We start from the raw sequence: 21,244 nt of genomic DNA, 5'->3' as shown, positions 1-21,244 counted from the left end.
AGACTCGCCCACCGACGTGCTCACGGCAGCTGCCGCCAAACGAGCCTGGTCGGCAATCTTGGCTTCAGCATCTAGCACTGCGTTGATGTACGGAGCCGCCACATCCGTGGAGTACTCCGATGCCAACTCAACGCCTTCAACCACAGCCACGCGCGGAGGCACGTCAGAGTTGTAGAACAGCTCCCAGGTGGAAAGGCGCAGAATGGCACGGTCGACCGCTGGCAGACGACGCAGTGGCCACTCCTCCGTCAGGTACGAGGCAATCGTCGAGTCGATACCAATGATTTCCGCAGCTACACCGCGAACAATCTGCTCGGTGTATTCCGCAATCGGATTCACATCCAGATCTGGGTTACGGACCATTTCCAGTCGTTCTTCAAGAAGCTTGACGACGTCGACGCCCCTCTGCTCGGCCTCAAAAAGCAGATCTACAGCACGACGACGTGCACGGTAGCGAGCGCCATGGCGCTTGTAGTTAGGCTCGCGAAGTGTTGCGGACTCCTGCGCATCCGAGGTCTCGACGGACTTGTGATCCTTATCAGTCATGGATGTGTGTGTATCGCTCTCAACAAAGAATTGGGCTTGACGAAAGAATTAGTGGTTGACGCGGGACAGGTAGGAACCGTCGCGGGTGTCGACCTTCAGAATGTCACCAGTCTCGATGAAAAGCGGCACCTGAATCTCAGCGCCCGTCTCCAGGGTTGCCGGCTTGGTGCCACCTGTGGAGCGGTCGCCCTGCAGACCCGGGTCGGTCTGCTCAACCTTCAGCTCAACCGAAACAGGCATCTCAGCGAAAAGAACATTGCCTTCATGGAAGGACACCTGGCAGGTGGTTTCTGGAAGCAGGAACTTAGCGCCCTCCGGCATCTGAGCGTCCAGGATGGAAATCTGGTCGTAGGTCTTGTCGTCCATGAAGACATAGCCTTCACCGTCGTGGTACAGGTACGTCATGTCGCGACGGTCGACGGTTGCAGTCTCGATCTTGACACCAGCGTTGAAAGTTTTGTCAACAACCTTGCCGGTCAGCACGTCCTTTAGCTTGGTACGGACGAATGCCGGACCCTTACCTGGCTTAACGTGCTGGAACTCCACGATCTGCTGAAGCTTGTTGTCGTGCTTGATAACTAGACCGTTCTTAAAATCTGCGGTGGTAGCCAACTAAACTCTCCTGAAATTGTTAAAAAGCTCTCTGACGAAACCACGATACTCCGTATCTCATCGAGAGAAAAATAAAACGCCGTGATGTTAGGCCCGCGGTTTCGGCAGCTGCGTAATGATTTCGGGCTCGTTGTCGGTGATAATCAACGTATCCTCGATACGCACACCACCGAACTCCGGCACATAAATTCCCGGCTCGATGGTCAACGTCATACCAGCAGCCAACTTCCCCTTACCAGTGCGAGCGGCAAATGGCGCCTCGTGCACTTCAATGCCGATACCGTGGCCAGTGGAATGGACGAAGTAATCTCCGTAACCAGCTTTTTCAATAATATCGCGGCAAGCTGCGTCGACATCGACGACGTCCGCCCCCGGCACTGCAGCTTTCACTCCAGCCAGCTGTGCGTTCAGCACGACATTGTAAATTTCTCGGGACTTCTCTTCCGCGAACTCCACGCCGGAAACGATCGCACCGGCCAAATCCGACGCCACACTGTTGGCAACGTTTTCGCTTGACGACGACCCTGCTTCACCAGCGAAGAGAGTACGCGTCATATCGGAGTTGTAGCCCCCGGAAAAGGCTCCAAAGTCGATTGTGACCAGGTCACCGGCCTCAATCACGCGATCTTCCGCGCCGTGGTGTGGCTTGGCCGAATTCGGGCCACTTGCGACAATCGTGTCGAAGCTAGGCCGATCGGCGCCCTGCAAACGCATGCGGTACTCCAGCTCGGCGGCGACTTCACGCTCCGTGCGGCCGGCGACCACGATGCCGTCGTGAAGCAAATCCTCGAATGCGCGGACTGCGATGTCGGCGACATGACGCAAAGCGACGAGCTCAGCATCGGACTTGATTTCGCGCAGCTTAGAGACGATTCCCGTAGTCGACACCAGCTCGAGAGCCTGTGGCCGGGTATCGTCGAGCTCCTGGTAAGCGGCCATGGTGAGGAACTCAGATTCAACACCAAGACGCGAGATGCCCAACTTTCGAGCTTGACCGACGAGCGCCACACCTGTGTTGCGGGCGGTGAGCAACTCCACGTCCGGTGCCTGCTTGCCAGCCTGTACTGTGTACCGCCCATCGGTGGAAAGCAGCGTTTCCCCACTGGCCGCCACAATCAAGCCAGCATTCGAGCCGTGGAAACCAGTAAGCCAACCAACATGGGTTGGGTCGACTGTAAGGAAACCGTCACAGTCGTTGTTGGACAGTGCGTTGACGAGAGCGGCTCGGCGGGCGGCGTAATTCGTGGAGTTATCTGTCATAGTTTCGTACTCACCCTTCTCAGTGCCATGGAATAGCCATCAGTTCCACATCCGACGATAACGCCAGCGGCAAGTGCCGAGAGATACGAGTGGTGCCGGAACTCTTCCCGAGCGTGAATGTTCGAAATATGGACCTCGTGGAAGCCCGCACCGTCGGCAACTTCGGCAAGCGCGTCACGCAGGGCGACGGAAGTATGTGTCAAGCCACCTGGGTTGATAATGATTGGCCATCCGTAGTCAGCAGCTTCGTGAACCCACTCGATTAGTTGACCTTCATAGTTGGACTGACGGCAATCCACCACGACGCCGAGCTCCTTGGCTAAGGTACGAAGCTCAGCTTCGACGTCGGCCAAGGTGGTGGCACCGTAAATCTCTGGCTGGCGTTTGCCCAGACGATCGAGGTTCGGGCCGTTTAGAACAAGTACCGTCGGAATCGCCGCTGTGGCATCAGTTGCTGCGCGAAGAGATGTCATGAGCGGGCGGACTCCTCAGATGCGGCTCGGCCGTTGCTGCAAACTAGCTCGTAAGCACGCTCGAGGTCACCAAGCTCTGGGCCTTCAAGACGAGCGGTCTTGCCAGGGCCTTCGAGAATCACGAAACGGATTGCTCCGTCGCGGTTCTTCTTATCCCTGGTCATAGCGTTGTAAAGCTCGGTAAAACGTCCTGCCTGGTAGGTCGTTGGCAGACCGATAGACTCCAGGATGCAACGGTGGCGGTCTACGAGTTCCTGATCGATATGTCCGGTGAGCTTGGCCAGCTCAGCGACAAAAATCATGCCAACAGCGACGGCGTGGCCGTGGCGCCAGCGGTAATTTTCAAAATGCTCGATGGCGTGACCGAAAGTGTGGCCGTAGTTCAAGATCTCGCGGAGACCAGATTCCTTCAGGTCCTCAGCAACAACGCGAGCCTTGACAGCAATTGCGCGCTCGACCAGCTCGGGCAGATCACCATCGACGTCAAGGCAGGCTTGCGGGGTGGCCTCGTAAAGATCGAGAATCTTCGTGTCCGCAATGAATCCCGCCTTGATAATCTCGGCCGAGCCTGCAATGAGTTCGGCCTCCGGTAATGTGCGCAAGACGTCCAGGTCACAGTACACTGCGGCCGGCTCGTGGAATGCACCAACCAGGTTCTTGCCGGCTGCAGTGTTGATGCCGGTCTTGCCGCCGACAGCCGCGTCGACCATGCCGAGTAGCGTGGTCGGAACCTGAATAACCTTCACTCCACGCATCCAGGCGGCGGCGACGAAACCGCCGAAGTCTGTAGCCGCACCGCCACCGATGGCGATAACCACGTCACGCCGCCCCAGACCGCGCTCACCAAAAGTGTCCCAAACGGTTTCAGCAACCGCGAGCGTCTTGCCCTCTTCAGCATCCGGAATCTGAATGCTGAAGGCATTGACTCCGCTGTCCTCCAGGGCCTTGATGACGCCGAAGCTCAGTTCTTGAACGCTACCCTGATGAATCACTGCGACCTGGGAGGCAAAGGTAGCGGCCTCCGCAATCTGCTCGGTGAGTCCGTGGCCCATCGTCACGGTGTACGGGGATGGGCCTTCAACACGGATGGTGCGGGTTGAGTTCATTGTCAGTCCCTAGTCGTTGGCGTAGAAAATGTATGAAGTTACTGGCTATGTGGCTGTCGTTAGCTGCCGAGACTTAAGTGTCGGCAGTTAAGCGTCATCGTAGGTTTCGTCGAGGTAGCTGAGAATCTCAGCTACAACCCGCTGCGGAGAACGCTCGTCGGAACGCACCTTGAAACTGGCCGCGTCTTCATAGAAAGCGCGGCGGGCGTCGTAGATTGCACGGTAATGAGCCTCTGGGTCATCCGCCTGCAAAACCGGGCGCGAATTGTTGCCCGAGGTACGGCGTACGCCCTCGGCAATGCTGATCTCGAGGTAGACGACGTTATGGTCTCTGAGTAGCTCACGGCTTGCTGGTGAAATCACAGCGCCTCCACCAAGCGAGACGATTCCGTCGCGAGTCAGAGCCTCCGCCACGACCTGTTCCTCGATACGGCGGAATTCCGGTTCGCCCAGCTCGGAAAAGACTTCCCCGCAAGCTTTGCCCATGCGTTGTTCAATCATCTCATCGGTATCGGTGAGTCTGGTGTTCAACGCACGGGACAGCCGACGGCCGATGGTGGACTTTCCCGACCCGGGAGGCCCGACAAGGACAATAGTAGGAACAGACATTCTCCTCGTTTTACCCTTCTTCGTGTGCGCAAATGTGGCGCTAATTCCAATTAAGGCGGCGTCGGGTCTGCTCCAAGTAGCCCTCAACGTTGCGCTTGGTTTCCTCCAGGCTATCGCCGCCGAACTTCTCCATCACCGCACGCGCCAGCACCAGCGCGACCATGGCCTCGGCGACAACGCCGCCAGCCGGAACTGCGCAGACATCAGAGCGCTGGTGGATTGCGGTGGCGGCATCGCCGCTGGCCATGTCGACGGTCTTCAGCGCGCGCGGCACAGTCGATATCGGCTTCATCGCAGCGCGGACAACGAGAGGCTGAGCATTAGTCATGCCACCTTCCAAGCCGCCGGCGCGGTTGGTTTCACGGTCTACGCCGTCGTCGGTACGCACCATTTCATCGTGCGCCTCGGTGCCACGCCGACGGGCTTCCTCAAAACCGTCACCAATCTCCACGCCCTTGACGGACTGAATGCCCATCAAGGCACCTGCAAGCTGCGAATCCAGACGGGCATCACCGGAAATGTGCGACCCCAGCCCCACCGGCAGACCATGGACTACGACCTCAACAATGCCGCCAAGGGTGTCACCCTGCTTCTTAGCGGCCTTGATTTCGTCAATCATCGACTCCTCCGCTGCTACGGAGAATGCACGTACCGGCGATTCGTCGATTTTGTCCTGATCGGCGAAGGTCGGCAGCGGTCCCTCGTAGGGTTCGGAGCGACCGATCGAAACAACGTGGCTGACAACTTCCACGCCGAGAGTCTCGCGCAGAATTGAGCGAGCCACAACCGAAGCAGCAACACGTGCCGCAGTCTCACGAGCCGATGACCGCTCCAGGATGTTTCGTGCATCGGTGTGGTTGTACTTAAGCATGCCGTTGAAGTCGGCGTGTCCTGGACGCGGGCGGGTCAATGTTGCCCCACGGGCGGTATCCAAAGCAGCTGGGTCAACCGGATCCGGGCTCATGACCTCAGTCCACTTCGGCCATTCGGAATTGCCGACCATAATGCCAATCGGCGATCCCAGCGTCTCACCATGTCGGATGCCAGTCAGCAGCGTGACTTCATCAGCCTCAAACTTCATTCGCGCCCCGCGACCATAGCCGAGGCGGCGGCGTGCGAGGTGGCGAGATACGTCATCTGTAGTCAGGGGAAGTCCGGCTGGCGCGCCTTCTACAAGAGCAATAAGCGCTTTGCCGTGAGATTCACCCGCGGTAGTCCAACGAAGCATAGGTATCATAATGTCACGTTTGCCGTACTTCTTGTGCATTTGGGGGCATACAAGTTTTAAATATGCCCCATTTCATCGCCCCTGGTCTATCGCTTCACGGGACTTGGAGGTAACCCCCGCTCATTCCCCACACAATGGCCGTTGCGGCAAGCATCGCGGGCCCATGAGGCACGCTCGCCGATAAAGACACTGTTTTCGCTTTACGACGGTCACCCCACGCCCTCCTCCTCGTGTTGATTCCTGCCATGAGGAGCGTAAGCCCTGCGGCCAACACCATGGCCACTGCGATCCAGATTCCCGTCGTCACTGCCTCGCCCGATACCAGACCAACACTGCCACCGAGGATTGCTGCGAGTTTCACATCTCCAGCGCCAATAGAGCACGGGTTGAGTAAGAACGCCCCTAAATAGAATCCAAACCAGAGACCTATCCCCGTTCCCACAGCACCGACTACCCCGGCAAGTTCAAAAACTGAAGCTGGCTTTTGTCGGAGCAATATCCCAATAGCAACAGTCAGGCCTGCCGCCCCTAGTACCAACCACCAGTTCGGCAGCCTCCGCTGAGCTACGTCGAACCAGCAACCAATAGCGCCCCAGCTGAGAACAAGCAACGCGACTAGGAAAAAGAAAACCCGGTCTAGATAGACCGGGTCAATCCTGTGCTGTCCATTCGGAGACAGCGCTATCTCAAATATTCCCCACCCCATAACTTCGGAATTCTAACCGGTGCGAGCTAATTCGGCAGCACTGCACGCATCGCATCGATATCAGGAGTGCGTCCAGTAAACTGCTCAAACTGTCCCACCGCTTGATGCAGCAACATGGACAACCCACCAACGGCCTGTGAACCCCCGCGCTCCGCTGCTTTCACAAGTGGGGTTGGCCAGGGATTGTAAATGACGTCGAGAATCTTCGGTGCTCGAGCGAGGTAGCCGGCGACGGATTCGATTGCGGCTGACGGCACCGTAGAGACCAGGACGTCGGCATTGCTAACAATATCTGCCAGGTTTGGAACATCGAAAGTCACCCAGGCAAACTCCATACCCAACGCGGCAGCCAGCGGCTCGATATCGTATGCGCGCTCAGAGCGCGCCACGACGGTCACATGATTGACTCCCAGCTGAGACAGCGCCCAGAGTGCTGGTCGTGCCGTGCCACCGGCACCAACAACAACGGCTCGACCACGCGGTGCGTTCGTGCAGCCAATCTCGCGCAGTGCTCCCAATACTCCGTCGCCATCAGTGTTGTCGGCAAACCAGCCTGAATCGCGACGGACCAGGGTGTTTGCAGAACCAATCAACCGCGCGCGGTCACTGACTTCATCGGCGAAGTCCAAAGCGGCAAACTTGCCGGGCATGGTGACGGAAAACCCCTGAAAACTGGGGTCTGAGCCACCGACGACGTCGGCAAGCTCTTCGGCGTTGCAGCGAATGCGGTCGTAGTGCCAGTCATTCATACCTGCAGCGCGATAACCAGCATTGTGAATGGCCGGCGAGTATGAGTGGTCAATCGGATCGCCAAGCACAGCTGCACGATGAGTTATGGCCATCGGAACTCTACCCCTTAACGGTTGGAATCCAGCACGCCATTGCGGCGTGACTCAGCGATAGCGGCCTCGTGTTCTTCGAAGGTCGTACTAAAGACGGTGTTGCCTTCCTTGTCCACCGTGACAAAGTACAGCCAGGTGCCGTCAGCCGGATTCTCCATGGCACGAATCGCCTCGATAGACGGTGAAGCAATTGGGGTTTCGGGCAGCCCCTCCTTGGCGTAAGTATTCCACGCGGTCTCGCGCGCGCGGTCCTCATCCGTGGTCGCAATTTCCTGATCCGGCAGGTCATAGTTGACTGTCGAGTCAAACTGCAGCTGCATCGGCTCATCCAGGCGGTTAAGAATAACGCGAGCAACCTTATCGAAGTCGCCATCCGGAGACTCCATCTGAATCAACGAAGCTGCGGTAATCAGTTCGTAGGGAGACAGCCCAACCATGTCCGCAGAAGCCAAGAGACCTGTGCTCTCGTAGTTCTTCACCGACTCCTTGACCAACTTAGCCAGCATTTCTTCAGGGGTCTGCTGCGGGTCGAGGTGGTGAATACCCGGCGTAATGAGCCCCTCCAGACGACGAGGGTCATTGCCACGCGCTGCTACCGCGTCCTGTGCCCATTCTGGAACACCGAGTGCTGCCAAATCGGTTTCACTGGCAGCACGTTCGAGCTCAGCCTTGGACACACAGTCATCGTCCTCAATACAAGTGGCCTCGGAAATAAGCGAGAAAATGCCCTTACGCACGTCCGAAGAGGACACAATGCGGGTATCGGCAAAGCGAGCACCAGTCGGAATGTCAACGGTACCGACCTGATTTTCGACGTCCAGTAGAGCCTCGACAGTATCGTCGGCCTTCATTCGCTGGTGGAGACGGTAGAAACCAGGTTGCAATTCATTGGAATGGGAGTTTTCATTCGCTGCCTGGATGAATGCATGCGAAGACTTGACGACGCCACTTTCCACCAACTGGTTGGACAAATCGGTAAGTGACGTGCCTTCAGTTACCTCAACGATGGTCATTGGACCTTCGGCGTTTCCATCGTAGTCATCGACAATGCCACCTCGGCTCCACACAATGCCAATCACTCCGAGGACTAACACGCATAACAGGACAGAAGTCACATTGATTGCCACTGCTGTCTGGCGGTGACGAACCCGAGGCCTTGCCCCGCCGCTGCGAGCACCAGAGCGGTTCCGGTCGGTACCGCCGCTATCGGTGCGGCGCGCGGTCTGCGCGTCTTTACTCATCAATAATCTCCTCGAATGCGGCCCACTCTCCCATCGGTATCAGCAGGAGTCGCCCCGTTTGGGGAGGACACGCCACTAATAACGACCGGTGCAACGTAGCTTCACGACGAAGTCGTAGCGCTAGGTTGCGGCGTAGGTGTGATTCGCCACTTCAACTTTCACATCCCTTGCACGCTGTAACGTGCTAAGGCATTACACACTTTATAATTGCGCAAAGGTGGGGGAATTGTCACCTTTCGGTAACTTTTGTGTGCCCCTAGTCTGCTTTTGCGTCCAAGGCTTTTGACCGGCTGTCCAGCCAGGACTGCAAAATTTCTACTGCCGCTGCCTGGTCGATGACCTGCCGCCCAGACTTAACGTCAATACCAGCTGCATGCAGCCTCGACTGTGCCATTACCGTCGTCATGCGCTCGTCGGCGTAATGTACTACGACACGGTCACCGAGTCGGCGCTGCAGACGGAACCCGACATCAGTAGCTTTTCGAGCAGAAGTCCCGAATGAGCCGTCGAGCATAAGGGGCATGCCGACAACGATTTCAACGACCTCAAATTCAGTGGCCAGTTCCACGAGCCGATCAATATCCGGCCCATCAGGGTCCTTACGCCCCGTTGCTCGAGTGACTGTCTCAACTGGTGTGGCCAGGATACAGTCAGGGTCAGAGACCGCGACACCAACGCGGACATCGCCGACGTCGATTCCGAGCCGCCGTCCCCGACCGGGGTCATCCTGACCGGGGGTATCAATGCGGGGCTTAGCCATTGTTCACCGCTCTTCCGATAGCACAGCCGTCATCAGCTACTTGGACAGTTCGGCCTCAACAGCGGCCAATGCTGCATCGATACCGGAGGCATCAGAGCCGGAGCCCTGTGCCATCGCCGGCTTACCGCCGCCCTTACCGCCGACCTCGGCGCCCATCAGCTTAACCAGGTCGCCGGCCTTAATACCGCGATCGACGGCTTCAGCCGAAACCGAGGCCACAAATGGAACCTTGCCGCCAGCGCTGGAAACCAACGCAATGACACTTGGGCGATCTGCGAGGCGCTTCGACAGGTCATTAGCCAGCGAACGGATGTCCTTCATCTCCGTGCCGTCGGGAAGCTGAAGGCCGAGGTAGGTGACATCGCCGATGGTGCGAGCGGACTCAAGGTGAGACGCAGCATTAGCTAGCAGCTGTCCCGCCTTGAAATCAGCGAGCTGCTTTTCTGCAGCCTTTAGCTTCTCAGCCAATGCTGCGATGCGGTCTGGCAGCTCAGCAGACGGAGCCTTGAATTCAGTGGCCAGTCGCTCAGCCAAGAGGCGCTCAGTGGACAGGTATCGGAAGGAATCCATACCCGAGTAGGCCTCAATGCGGCGCACGCCCGATCCGACGGAAGACTCGCCCAGCACGGCCACCGGACCAATCTGCGAGGAGTGCGAAACGTGGGTACCGCCACACAGCTCAATCGAGAACGGGCCACCGACCTCCACAACACGAACGACGTCGCCGTAGTTCTCATTGAACAATGCCATGGCACCGGCTGCCTTGGCCTCTTCTAAAGGCATCTCGGCAGTATTGACAGCCCAGTCGTTGTCGACAGCCTCATTGGTAATCTGCTCAATCTCGCGGAGCTGTTCCGGTGTGAGCTGGTCACCGTACTTGAAGTCAAAGCGGAGGTAACCCGGCTTATTCATGGAACCAGCCTGAGTCGCTGTATCACCCAGTACCTGGCGCAGCGCACCGTGAATCAGGTGAGTGGCAGTGTGCGCCTGACGAGCACCGTGTCGCCATTGTTCATCGACCAAAGCTTCAGCGGACACTCCCGGGGTGAACTCGCCGGCGGTGACGATGCCCTTGTGCAGCCACAGCTTCTTGCCCACCTTTTGGACATCGTTAATGTGAACCACAGCGCCGGAATCAGTCACGATGCGGCCGCGGTCAGCCAGCTGACCGCCGGCCTCGGCGTAAAGCGGAGTGCGGTCGAGAATAACCTCAATCTCATCGCCTTCTGCGGCAAAGGCCTGCTTCTGGCCATCGGCAATGATGCCGAGAATCGTGGACTCGTCGGCAAGCCGATCGTAACCAGTGAAGGACGTTGGGTGCTCATCGATGAACTCGCGGTAGACGTGCAGATCAGTGTGAGACTGCTTCTTCGCCTGGCTGTCAGCCTTTGCGCGGGCCCGCTGCTCTGCCATCTCGCGGTCGAATTCCTCGCGGTCGATCGTCAGACCAGCTTCTTCGGCCATCTCGATGGTCAGGTCGATTGGGAAGCCGTGAGTGTCATGCAGAGTGAAGGCATCGTGACCGGACAGAACAGTTTTACCCTCTGCCTTAGCCTTGGTGGCAGCGCGCTCGAACAGCTCTTCACCGGCGGACAGCGTCTTGGTGAAAGTCTTCTCCTCGGCGACAGCCACGCGGCGAATACGGTTCCAGTTCTCCGCGATCTCTGGGTAGGACGGAGTCATGGTCTCAGCAGCGACACCAATAAGCTTCTCCAGCACCGGACCATTAGCACCGAGCAAGCGTGCAGAGCGGATAATGCGACGCAGAAGGCGACGCAGGATATAACCGCGATCGGAGTTTGACGGGGTGACGCCGTCAAGCATGAGCATCAAGCCGGTTCGGCTGTGGTCAGCGATGACGCGGAAGCGGATGTTGTCCTGGTGGTTCGAGCTGTACTTCGAACCAGTGAGCTTTTCCGCCTCGTCGATAACCGGACGCAGCAGGTCGGTTTCGTAAACGTTGTCGACGCCCTGTAGCAGGAAGGCAACGCGCTCGATACCCATACCGGTATCGATGTTCTTCTTCGGCAGTGGGCCAAGAATCTCGAAAGAATCCTTGCCTGTCCCCTCGCCACGCTCATTTTCCATGAAGACGAGGTTCCAAATCTCGATGTAGCGATCCTCATCAGCCTCTGGGCCACCATCGGCACCGTACTCTGGACCGCGGTCGTAGAAGATCTCCGAGCACGGACCACACGGGCCCGGAACACCCATGGACCAGTAGTTGTCAGCCATGCCTCGGCGTTGAATACGCTCCGCTGGCACACCAACCTTCTTGTGCCAAATGTCATGGGCCTCGTCATCATCGAGGAAGACCGTTACCCACAGCTTCTCTGCCGGGATGCCAAAGCCGCCATCCTCAACAGAGCCGGTCAGAAGGCTCCAGGCGTGAGTAATGGCACCTTCCTTGAAGTAATTTCCGAACGAGAAGTTACCCGCCATCTGGAAAAAGGTGTTGTGACGAGTGGTGATACCCACCTCTTCAATGTCCAGTGTGCGCACGCACTTCTGAATCGAAGTCGCGGTCGAGAAGTCCGGAGTCTCATTGCCGAGGAAGTAGGGCTTGAACGGCACCATACCGGCGTTAACGAACAGCAGGTTCGGGTCATCCAAAACCAGGGAGGCACTGGGGACCTCGGTGTGTCCCGCCTTCACGAAATGCTGGATAAAGCGATTTCGAATTTCATGAGTCTGCACGGTGTTCTAATTCCTCGTTTCACGTCGAGCGTCCGAGATGTTTAATACAAAATTAGCAGTCTACCCGCTCGGTTCGGGCAACTTTAAAACCACCCCGCCGATGACACACGGCCCCTTTTAACGCCGCCTACTTTGATTTCCGGCGTCTCCCCCTGACAATCCGGCGAATGCGTCCTAGATACTCCGCCATCCCGTTTTCTCGGCCGTGGTTGGACGGGACAAAATAGTCAGTGTTTACCAACTGATCTGGCGGATACTGCTGAGCAACGACCCCCATGGGGTCATTGTGCGGGTAGATGTAGTCAACCGCGTGGCCTAGATCCTTAGCCCCGCTGTAATGTCCGTCGCGCAAATGCGGAGGAACCGGGCCTGTCTTCCCGGAACGAACATCCTTCAACGCCCCGTCGATCGCGTTTATGACCGAATTCGACTTCGGTGCCGTGGCCAGGTGAATCGTCGCCTGTGCCAGCGTCAGCCGAGCTTCTGGCATGCCGATCAAGGCAACGGCCTGCGCCGCGGCGACGGCAGTTTGCAAGGCAGTCGGGTCTGCCATACCAATGTCTTCGCTGGCCAGGATGACGATACGGCGAGCAATAAACCGTGGGTCCTCCCCACCTTCAATCATCCTGGCCAAATAATGCAGCGCAGCATCTACATCAGATCCGCGCACAGACTTAATAAAAGCGCTGGTGACGTCGTAATGCTGGTCCCCATCACGGTCATAGCGAACGACGGCACGGTTGATTGATTTGGCAAGCGACTCAGCAGTAATCTGTTTGCCATCCGCCACAGCTTCTGCGGCAGCCTCCAAGTACGTGAGGGAACGTCGGGCGTCTCCTGCAGCCAGCGCAATGAGTTGTTTACGAGCGTCGTCCGTCATGCTGACGCGACCATTGAGGCCGCGCTCATCAGTAAGCGCTCGATCAATGAGCGTGCCGACGGCTTCGTCATCGAGTGGCTGCAGCTGTAACAGAAGCGATCGACTGAGCAGCGGGGACACCACTGAGAACGATGGATTTTCCGTCGTTGCCGCAACGAGTAGGACAATCCGGTTTTCCACGGCACCCAGCAAGGCATCCTGTTGCGTCTTCGAGAAGCGGTGCACCTCGTCGATGAAGAGCACAGTTTGAACACCCTCATTGACAAGTGTCCGTCTGGCGGTGTCGATAACCGCACGCACTTCCTTCACTCCAGCGTTGAGGGCGGAAAGCGCTTCAAAATGTCGGCCGGTCGCCGAGGAAATCAAACTGGCAAGAGTGGTCTTGCCTGTCCCGGGAGGACCAAACAAGATAACGGAGGTGTCGCCACCGCCTTCGACCAGACGGCGCAACGGCGTTCCGGGGGCCAGAAGATGGTCTTGACCGACGACCTCATCGAGGTTCCGCGGTCGCATACGAACCGCCAGTGGCGCATGTGCGCCCGGATGGAAGTAGGCGCTCGCGTCGGAGTTCACACCGAAGCTTCCTGAGCCTGCACCCCGATCTGTGCTCTTGGCCCCCGCGGGGTTGGTGACCGAAGGCTCGTCGAAAAGCCCTGGCGCGTCATCGGCGGAGCCGTTTGCACCGCCTGTCGGCAGCTTGTTCGGATCCGCCACGTGTGCCCTAGCCTTCCTCTTCTTCTAAGAAATCAATGACTGCATGCGCGAACTGTTCCAGCTCGGCGGCGCGATCGTCCTCGCACTTATGCGCAAACTGTGCAATGGCGCGGGCGGTATTGGCCATGTCGCGCCTCTCCAGTGCGGAACCCCCCACCTTGGGGTTCAAGTCGGTGCGCCCTTCATGGCCTACCCACAGAGCTTCCTTCGGGGAACCGAAGAACGAGACCGTGGCGGAGATGAACAGCCAACCGAGCAACGCCGCGGCAATGAACGCCATCATACGGCGGTCGTTGATTCCGCGATACCAGTAATCACGAATCTCTTCCATCCATGCGCGGACAAAGGCATCGACCTCTGCCTCCGAGGGACGTTCCACGAAGACATGCAGTGGAAAGCCTGCAACTACACTAGCCACGTCGAAGATAACGTCGCGGTAGCCTGCCCACTCGTAGTCGAGGAACTGAACCTTGTCCGCCAGCAGAATGTTGTCCGGGGCGAGATCGAACGGCGTAAATGCCCGATGCGTGCCCTTTTCGATTCGACGAGCGGCGTCCTCACCGAAAGAGCGCACAGCGTCGGGAACAGGCATACCGGAACCCTCAATAGCCCGCATGCCAAAGCGAATTGCAGAAACAATCCCATGGTCCCGGGCTTCAAGCGCTTCACGATCAACTTTGTTCTTCACCCACATACGGCGACGCAGAGTTTCAAAACCATCTTCGCGAGTATGTGTGTGAATGTGCATCCGCCCCAACGAGGCACCGAGGCTGCGGAATGCCCGCAGGCGTCGTTCTTCATCGCCACGGAAAAGAACGTCCGCCAGAGTGTCCACGACTCCGACGTCACTGAGGACCAGCAGCTGTTTTGAAACATCGTAGGCAAGCAGCTGCGGTCCCGGGCGGACGTCGTCAGGCAGCGTATTGATGAACTGGTACGCCACGACTTCCCGTAGAACCGCAGGATCGACGCCGTCAGTAGTCCCAGGAATCTGCTTTACGACGACCGTGCGTTCCTGCATGAACGGGTTTGTGGCGACCCGTACGCGAATAACAAGGGCGTTTGACTGGCCTGTAAGTACTTCTGGATCCGACAGCATTGGGGTACCGCCGAATCGTGCGGAAAGCAGTGTCTCTGCATCTTTAACTACACTGTCAACTTCTGCTGCAGCGTCGGCCGAGTACTCCATTGAATGCCCTTTCAATGAGCCAGTTTCAGTCAGGCGATATGGCTGGTGTGGTGTGGCCCGTATTGCCTCCGTTAGGAGGAATTGACCCACTTGCGCTGTTCACGCTGGAGTGGCGAATCAAATTCCTCGCAATGTGATTTCTTTGTTTACTTGCTGTCGCCTGCGTCGGCTGCTGCTTTAGCGGTGTCAGCCTTAGTCTTTGGCTTTGGCTTAAAGTCGATACCGGTCTCCTTGCGCTGCTGAGCGGTAATCGGAGTCGGAGCGTCGGTCAACGGGTCGACGCCGCCGCCGGACTTCGGGAAGGCGATAACTTCGCGAATGGAGTCAACGCCGGCCAGCAGGGAAACGATACGGTCCCAACCGAATGCGATACCACCGTGCGGCGGAGCGCCGTACTGGAAGGCGTCCAGCAGGAAGCCGAACTGCTCCTGTGCCTCTTCCTCACCGATGCCCATGACATCAAAGACGCGCTTCTGGACATCTGGACGGTGAATACGAATGGAGCCGCCACCAATTTCATTACCGTTGCAGACAATGTCGTAGGCGTAAGCCAGTGCGTTACCCGGATCCTTGTCGAAGGTATCCATGTGCTCTGGCTTCGGCGAGGTGAAGGCATGGTGAACAGCAGTCCACTGGGAGTGGCCCAGGGCCACATCGCCAGAAGCGGTAGCATCGGCAGCCGGCTCAAACAGCGGTGCATCGACAACCCAGGTGAATGCCCAGTCGCCTTCCTTAATCAGGCCGAGCTTCTTGGCAATCTCGCCACGAGCGGCACCGAGTAGTGCACGGGAGCTCTTGGCATCACCTGCGGCGAAGAAAATGCAGTCGCCCGGCTTGGCGCCGACGTGCTCCGCGATGCCTTCTCGCTCTGCATCAGTGATGTTCTTAGCCACCGGGCCACCCAGCGTGCCGTCCTCACCGACGAGAATGTAGGCCAGACCCTTGGCACCGCGCTGACGGGCCCAGTCCTGCCACGCGTCGAGCTGGCGACGCGGCTGCGATGCGCCTCCCTCCATCACGACCGCACCGACATAGTCATTCTGGAAGACGCGGAAAGTGGTGTCCTTAAAGAACTCGGTGCACTCCACCAGCGGAATGTCGAAGCGCAGATCCGGCTTGTCAGAGCCGTACTTCTCCATGGCCTCCTTGAAGGTCATGCGCGGAATCGGAGTCTGAACAGTGACACCGGCCTCTGCGAAGATAGCGACCAGAATCTCTTCTGCCAGTGCAATGACATCGTCCTGTTCGGCGAAGCTCATCTCAACGTCGAGCTGGGTGAACTCCGGCTGGCGGTCAGCGCGGAAGTCCTCATCGCGGTAGCAACGAGCAATCTGGTAGTAACGCTCCATGCCAGCCACCATCAGCAGCTGCTTGAAAAGCTGCGGAGACTGCGGCAGTGCGTAGAAGGTACCCGGCTTCAGACGAGCCGGCACCACAAAGTCACGAGCACCCTCCGGAGTAGAGCGAGTCAGCGTCGGGGTCTCAATCTCAGTGAAATCGTGGCTGTCCAGCACCTTGCGTGCAGCGCGGTTTACTGCAGCACGAAGACGCATAATCTTGGCCGGGCCTTCACGGCGCAGGTCCAGGTAGCGGTACTTCAGGCGAGCTTCTTCGCCAACAGTGCCAGATGTTCCAACATCCTCGAGCTGGAACGGCAGTGCAGCAGACTCGTTGAGGATAGTCAGCTCCGTGACATTGACCTCAATTTCACCCGATGCCAGGTTCGGGTTCTCGGAGCCCTCCGGACGCTTCTCCACGACACCGGTGACCTGAATGCAGTACTCACTGCGCAGGTGGTGTGCACGCTCAGCAACTTCGCTGTTGCGGAACACGACCTGGGCGTAACCAGAGCGGTCACGCATGTCAATGAAGATCACGCCACCGTGGTCGCGGCGGCGTCCTACCCAACCGGTCAGGGTTACTGTGCTGCCGGCGAGGTCAGCGCGGAGGTCTCCGGCAAGATGCGTACGAAGCACTGCGAATTGGTCCTTCCAAAATTGGTGCTATAGGGATTAACGCTGTAGATAGCGGTTTCGTCCGTGTAGTCTACCTTGAAGCCATAAAGGTGAGAAGAAGACCCCGGTTCTTTTGCCTTCTGCCGGCCATCGCCTCGGGTCTACCTCGGGCTTCGCGTATTCACTTACGCCAAGATCTTCGTGAACCTTCACACTGACTTACACGCGGACATTTCTTGCCGAGCTTTATTCAATAGTCCGTTTTCTGCACCTGATGCAATAGTCTTATTCCTATGACCTTCCGGAATGACTTCCAAAAGAGCTCGGCCCGTGCCGAGCGACGCTCGGGTGGGGGCCGCGCTATTGCGGTAGGCGGTGGCGGCATCGGCGGCCTTGTCCTCATTGGCCTGTACTTACTTCTCGGCGGCGATCCGGGACAGCTGGGTCAGCTGACCGGCGCCCAGAACAACCAGTCCTCGCAGACCGCACAGCAGCCCCCTGGTGAGGATCCCTGCAAGACCGGCGAAGACGCCAACAGCCGTATCGATTGCCGGATGGAATTTACTGGCATTTCCGTCGACCAGGTCTGGGCGGAGCAACTCCCCGCACAGGCCGGCATCAAGTACACAAACCCAGGCCTAGTCCTCTTTGAAGGCTCCACTCAGTCGGGCTGTGGCGCGGCGTCATCGTCCACCGGCCCCTTCTACTGCCCCGCCGACCAGACGGCTTACTTCGATACTGACTTCTTTAACACTCTGGAGCGCATGGGCGGAGGCAACGGCCCGCTCGCACAGGAGTATGTCGTAGCCCACGAATTCGGTCACCATATCCAAAAGTTGGAGGGTACGCTCGGCCGCAGTAACTACAATGAGCCTGGCCCCGATTCCGATGCCGTAAAGATTGAGCTGCAGGCAGACTGCTACGCGGGCATCTGGGCTCATTACGCGGACAAGGGGCCGGACGCTATCCTCGAGCCGCTTTCCGACGAGCAGGTCTCCGATGCCCTGAAAACTACGAAGGCCATTGGTGATGACACCATCCAGCAGCATTCTGGCGGTGGTGTCCAGCCAGACTCCTGGACCCACGGCTCGGCTGAGCAGCGTACGAAGGCATTCCTCACCGGCTACAAATCCGGCAAGATGGCGCAGTGCGACACCCTTGGCCGTGGCGTCTACCGCTAACCCCTTCACTCAGCAGCCGCACGTCTAAAAGCTACACGCCTAGTAGATGGGCAACTGCTTAGATACGCGACTGCAATTCCTGCACCAGCGCATCAAGTGCGACTGCGTGCTGCTCGTGGGACTCGAGGTTCTTCAGCTGGACCTCGCCCGCGGCTAGCTCAGACTCACCGAGCACCAACGCAAATCGAGCTCCAGCGCGATCAGCGCCCTTCATCGCCCCCTTCAGGCCGCGGCCACCGTAGGACATATCAGCGCGGATACCCGCTTGGCGCAGCAGATTAATCTGCACCGCCATAGCGTGAGCGGCTTCTTCACCGAGCGCAACACCATAGACGTCAACGCGTCGACCATCGCTGGCCTGCTTGCCCTCTGCTTCCAGTGCGAGCAGTGCACGGTCCACGCCCAAACCAAAGCCAATTCCGGACAGCTCTTGACCGCCGAGCTGCGCCATCAGCCCGTCGTAGCGGCCACCGCCACCGATACCCGACTGAGCACCAAGACCATCGTGAACAAACTCGAAGCAGGTTTTGGTGTAATAGTCCAGGCCGCGCACCATGCGCGGATTGATGACATAGGGCACCTTCATGTCATCCAGCAGCCCAGTCACCGATTCAAAGTGATTGCGAGCGCTGTCCGAAAGGTGGTCGAGCATCAGTGGCGCGTCGGCAAGCATGTCCTGCATTTCCGGACGCTTGTCATCGAGAACGCGCAGCGGGTTGATGTTTGCGCGGTGGCGAGTTTCCTCATCCAGCGGCAGCTCAAACAGGAATTCCTGCAGCTTAGCACGATATTCAGGACGACAGGTGTTGTCACCGAGGCTGGTCAACTCAAGGCGGAAACCCTCCAGGCCGATGCCGCGGAAACATGCGTCGGCAAGCGCGATGACCTCAGCGTCCAATGCTGGATCATCAATGCCAATTGCCTCGACGCCTACCTGCTGCAACTGACGGTAGCGGCCCGCCTGTGGACGCTCGTAACGGAAGAAAGGACCAGCGTAGGACAGCTTGACCGGCAGCTGACCGCGGTCGAGATTGTGCTCAATGACCGCGCGCATCACACCAGCGGTACCCTCCGGGCGCAGAGTGACAGAGCGATCGCCGCGGTCGGCGAACGTGTACATCTCCTTGGTGACGACGTCCGTCGATTCTCCTACACCACGAGCAAAAAGCCCTGTTTCCTCGAAGATTGGCAGCTCAATGTGCTCGTAGCCCGCAAGTCGTGCACGGTGCTGGAACGAGTTCCGCACCGCCTCGAATTCGCGCGAGACTGGCGGGACATAATCCGGCACGCCCTTGGGCGCGGAGAATGGCTTCAACTTCTTTGGCTTCTGGCTAGAGTTCACTCCGCTAACTCTACCTGCCGACTCTCACAACGTGTCAGCCAGGCTAGGTGAGGTTTTGCAGGAACGGGTTGGTCGCGCGCTCCTCGCCTATCGACGATGCGGAGCCATGTCCCGGAAGAATCATCAGGTCATCCGCCAGCGGTAGAACCTTATCCCTCAGAGACTGCTGCATCTGCTCCGGACTACTGCCCGGCAAATCAACGCGACCGATAGCCCCCTTAAAGAGGACGTCGCCGCTGAAAACAATCTCATCTTCACCATCAGAAGCGCGCAGCATCACGCATCCCGGAGAGTGACCCGGTGCGTGAATGACTTCGAAATTCAACCCTGCCCACTTTACTTCCTCGCCATCATCGAAGAAATCGGCCTTTGTATAGGCTTCCATAGCGTCCACGTTAAATAGGTGCCCGAAGGAGGAACCGCCGAGGTTCGGGTTGGCCAGCAACACATTGTCGCTTTCGTGAATGAAGACGGGGATATCCCAGAAGTCGGCGGCCTCCGCAACATCGCGGATGTGGTCGATATGGCCATGGGTCAGCAGAATTGCCTCCGGCTTCCAATTTCGTTTCTCAACCTCAGTGCGCACAACTTCAAGTGCCCCCATGCCCGGGTCAATAATTACGCACGGGGTAGCCAAGTCGTCCATCTCCGGAGCGCCGGTTGCCACATAGCAGTTGGTCTGAAAAGGGCCGGCTGCAAAACCAAATATCTCCATAGCGCACATTCTATCGATTCTCAACAGCCCCTGGCGGCGTATTAGGGCTTTCCTAGAATGGGCCGCAATCCCTTTCCCAACAGCTCCTTGGCCTGTCATCTCGCAAATGAGAAGCGACTCCGGGCATAATGGTCGATTGTGTACGCGACGGTGACCGACTGAGCTTTCACCTCAAACTCGGTCACTATCTATGGGCAAAATCGTCCGCTGGTGTTCCGTCACCGGCACTAGATGACTAAGAGATACGGAGAGAGACTAGTGGCCAATAATGAGCAAAGGCGCAAAGATGCGATGCGGACGCTCGAGCGCGAACTTAAGCGCCGTGCCCGCGCCGAGAAACTGAAGCCACTGGGCGTTGTCGTTACCACCTTGGCAATCCTGCTCTTTATCGGTGGCGGCATCTACCTGTTGACCACAGCTGGCGGCGCTGACGACAATGAGGCCGCTGACGAATCGACAACTCCGGTCGAACCTGCAGCTCTCACGGCTACTCCCGTCAGCGGTGAAAAAGTTCCGATGAAGCGCTCCTCCCCGCTTTCGGAGACCGTGACCTGTGCTTACCCGGATGATGGTGAGGCATCGAAGGACATCGACAAGCCAGCGGCCGACAACGTTCCAGCCACCGGCACGGTAACCATTACCTTGAAGACTAACCAGGGCGACATCCCGATGGAGCTGGATCGCGCTATTTCACCTTGCGGTGTCAATGCGATTGAGCACATGGCCAAGTCCAACTACTTTAACGACACTGTGTGCCACCGTATTACCGGCGGTGGCCTGAACGTGCTGCAGTGTGGTGACCCGACTGGTACCGGTACCGGTGGCCCGGGCTTCAAGTTCGCAGGCGAGTGGCCGGTCAAGGACTCCGGTCTGGATCAGAATACCCCGCTGGTGTACCCGAAGGGCTCCATTGCCATGGCAAACCCGGGCGACCCGGATGCCAACGGCAGCCAATTCTTCCTCAACTGGGCAGATTCTCAGCTGCCTCCGCAGTACACCCTGCTCGGCTCCATGACTGACGAGGGCACCAAGACGGTTGCGGACATTGCCAAGAACGGCATCGAAGGTGGCGACACCTCCGACGGTAAGCCAGCCATGGAAGTCCGTATTGAGAAGGCAGAGGTCAAGTAACTGACTCCAGTAACTGATTAAAAAGTTGATCAGCTTTAAAAGGGCCAAGGTATTTCA

General features: G+C 58.0%; 18 protein-coding genes and 1 pseudogene. 2 read left to right on the top strand and 17 right to left on the bottom strand.

The annotated features are described in order from the left end of the window. Nucleotides 1–24: 24 nt before the first annotated feature. The 15 genes and pseudogenes from nusB to aspS form a co-directional block, all read right to left on the bottom strand. Nucleotides 25–546 (bottom strand): annotated as a pseudogene (gene nusB / locus ADA16_RS01400) (transcription antitermination factor NusB); the annotation flags it as partial. Nucleotides 547–594: 48 nt separating this feature from the next. Then, nucleotides 595–1,158, bottom strand: coding sequence for an elongation factor P (gene efp / locus ADA16_RS01395; protein WP_048758530.1), 564 nt, complete (start codon nucleotides 1,156–1,158; stop codon nucleotides 595–597). 87 nt (nucleotides 1,159–1,245) lie between these two features. Continuing rightward, the gene (locus tag ADA16_RS01390; RefSeq protein WP_048758529.1) at nucleotides 1,246–2,418 is read right to left on the bottom strand and encodes a M24 family metallopeptidase; all 1,173 of its coding nucleotides are present in this window, start codon (nucleotides 2,416–2,418) and stop codon (nucleotides 1,246–1,248) included. Beyond that, entirely contained in the window at nucleotides 2,415–2,891 is a 477-nt protein-coding gene (gene aroQ / locus ADA16_RS01385) for a type II 3-dehydroquinate dehydratase (RefSeq protein ID WP_048758528.1), read from the bottom strand. The genes ADA16_RS01390 and aroQ overlap by 4 nt, the downstream gene beginning before the upstream one ends. Then, on the bottom strand, nucleotides 2,888–3,997 hold the full coding sequence (gene aroB / locus ADA16_RS01380; protein ID WP_048758527.1) for a 3-dehydroquinate synthase: 1,110 nt from the start codon (nucleotides 3,995–3,997) through the stop codon (nucleotides 2,888–2,890). Before aroB ends, aroQ begins: the two co-directional genes overlap by 4 nt. Before the next feature lie 87 nt (nucleotides 3,998–4,084). Further along, nucleotides 4,085–4,606 (bottom strand): shikimate kinase, encoded by a 522-nt coding sequence (locus tag ADA16_RS01375; protein ID WP_048758526.1) that lies wholly within the window; start codon nucleotides 4,604–4,606, stop codon nucleotides 4,085–4,087. 40 nt (nucleotides 4,607–4,646) lie between these two features. After that, complete coding sequence (gene aroC / locus ADA16_RS01370) at nucleotides 4,647–5,834, bottom strand: chorismate synthase (protein WP_193387471.1); 1,188 nt, start codon at nucleotides 5,832–5,834, stop codon at nucleotides 4,647–4,649. A 94-nt stretch (nucleotides 5,835–5,928) separates the two neighbouring features. Further along, a complete protein-coding gene (locus tag ADA16_RS11455; RefSeq protein ID WP_048758525.1) occupies nucleotides 5,929–6,540 on the bottom strand; it encodes a prepilin peptidase in 612 nt (203 codons plus the stop codon). Between the two features lie 26 nt (nucleotides 6,541–6,566). Then, nucleotides 6,567–7,382 (bottom strand): shikimate dehydrogenase, encoded by an 816-nt coding sequence (locus ADA16_RS01360; RefSeq protein ID WP_048758524.1) that lies wholly within the window; start codon nucleotides 7,380–7,382, stop codon nucleotides 6,567–6,569. Between the two features lie 14 nt (nucleotides 7,383–7,396). After that, nucleotides 7,397–8,623, bottom strand: coding sequence for an endolytic transglycosylase MltG (gene mltG, locus ADA16_RS01355; RefSeq protein WP_048758523.1), 1,227 nt, complete (start codon nucleotides 8,621–8,623; stop codon nucleotides 7,397–7,399). Between the two features lie 256 nt (nucleotides 8,624–8,879). Then, nucleotides 8,880–9,383 carry a Holliday junction resolvase RuvX gene (gene ruvX / locus ADA16_RS01350; RefSeq protein WP_048758522.1) on the bottom strand — a complete coding sequence of 168 codons (504 nt, stop codon included), beginning with the start codon at nucleotides 9,381–9,383 and terminating at the stop codon, nucleotides 8,880–8,882. A 36-nt stretch (nucleotides 9,384–9,419) separates the two neighbouring features. Continuing rightward, on the bottom strand, nucleotides 9,420–12,080 hold the full coding sequence (gene alaS / locus ADA16_RS01345) for an alanine--tRNA ligase (RefSeq protein WP_048758521.1): 2,661 nt from the start codon (nucleotides 12,078–12,080) through the stop codon (nucleotides 9,420–9,422). Nucleotides 12,081–12,207: 127 nt separating this feature from the next. After that, on the bottom strand, nucleotides 12,208–13,533 hold the full coding sequence (locus ADA16_RS01340) for a replication-associated recombination protein A (RefSeq protein WP_239659303.1): 1,326 nt from the start codon (nucleotides 13,531–13,533) through the stop codon (nucleotides 12,208–12,210). Between the two features lie 148 nt (nucleotides 13,534–13,681). After that, entirely contained in the window at nucleotides 13,682–14,863 is a 1,182-nt protein-coding gene (locus tag ADA16_RS01335; RefSeq protein WP_048758519.1) for a phosphotransferase family protein, read from the bottom strand. Between the two features lie 146 nt (nucleotides 14,864–15,009). After that, nucleotides 15,010–16,839, bottom strand: a complete 1,830-nt coding sequence (aspS, locus tag ADA16_RS01330) for an aspartate--tRNA ligase (protein ID WP_048758518.1) — start codon at nucleotides 16,837–16,839, stop codon at nucleotides 15,010–15,012. Between the two features lie 272 nt (nucleotides 16,840–17,111). Here aspS and ADA16_RS01325 point away from each other — a divergent pair, with 272 nt between their 5' ends. Further along, entirely contained in the window at nucleotides 17,112–17,999 is an 888-nt protein-coding gene (locus ADA16_RS01325; RefSeq protein WP_048758517.1) for a neutral zinc metallopeptidase, read from the top strand. A gap of 58 nt (nucleotides 18,000–18,057) precedes the next feature. Here ADA16_RS01325 and hisS read toward each other — a convergent pair whose 3' ends face one another. Both hisS and ADA16_RS01315 read right to left on the bottom strand, forming a co-directional pair. Then, complete coding sequence (gene hisS / locus ADA16_RS01320; RefSeq protein ID WP_048758516.1) at nucleotides 18,058–19,341, bottom strand: histidine--tRNA ligase; 1,284 nt, start codon at nucleotides 19,339–19,341, stop codon at nucleotides 18,058–18,060. 43 nt (nucleotides 19,342–19,384) lie between these two features. Beyond that, nucleotides 19,385–20,056: an MBL fold metallo-hydrolase gene (locus ADA16_RS01315; RefSeq protein WP_048758515.1), complete on the bottom strand. Its 672-nt coding sequence runs from the start codon at nucleotides 20,054–20,056 to the stop codon at nucleotides 19,385–19,387. Nucleotides 20,057–20,347: 291 nt separating this feature from the next. Between ADA16_RS01315 and ADA16_RS01310 the strand changes: the two genes are divergently transcribed. Next, the gene (locus ADA16_RS01310) at nucleotides 20,348–21,187 is read left to right on the top strand and encodes a peptidylprolyl isomerase (RefSeq protein ID WP_048758665.1); all 840 of its coding nucleotides are present in this window, start codon (nucleotides 20,348–20,350) and stop codon (nucleotides 21,185–21,187) included. Nucleotides 21,188–21,244 lie beyond the last annotated feature (57 nt).

It is taken from the genome of Corynebacterium vitaeruminis, from assembly GCF_001054325.1.
Taxonomy (GTDB): Bacteria; Actinomycetota; Actinomycetes; order Mycobacteriales; family Mycobacteriaceae; genus Corynebacterium; species Corynebacterium vitaeruminis_A.
This window is presented reverse-complemented; position numbering and strand designations above follow the sequence as displayed.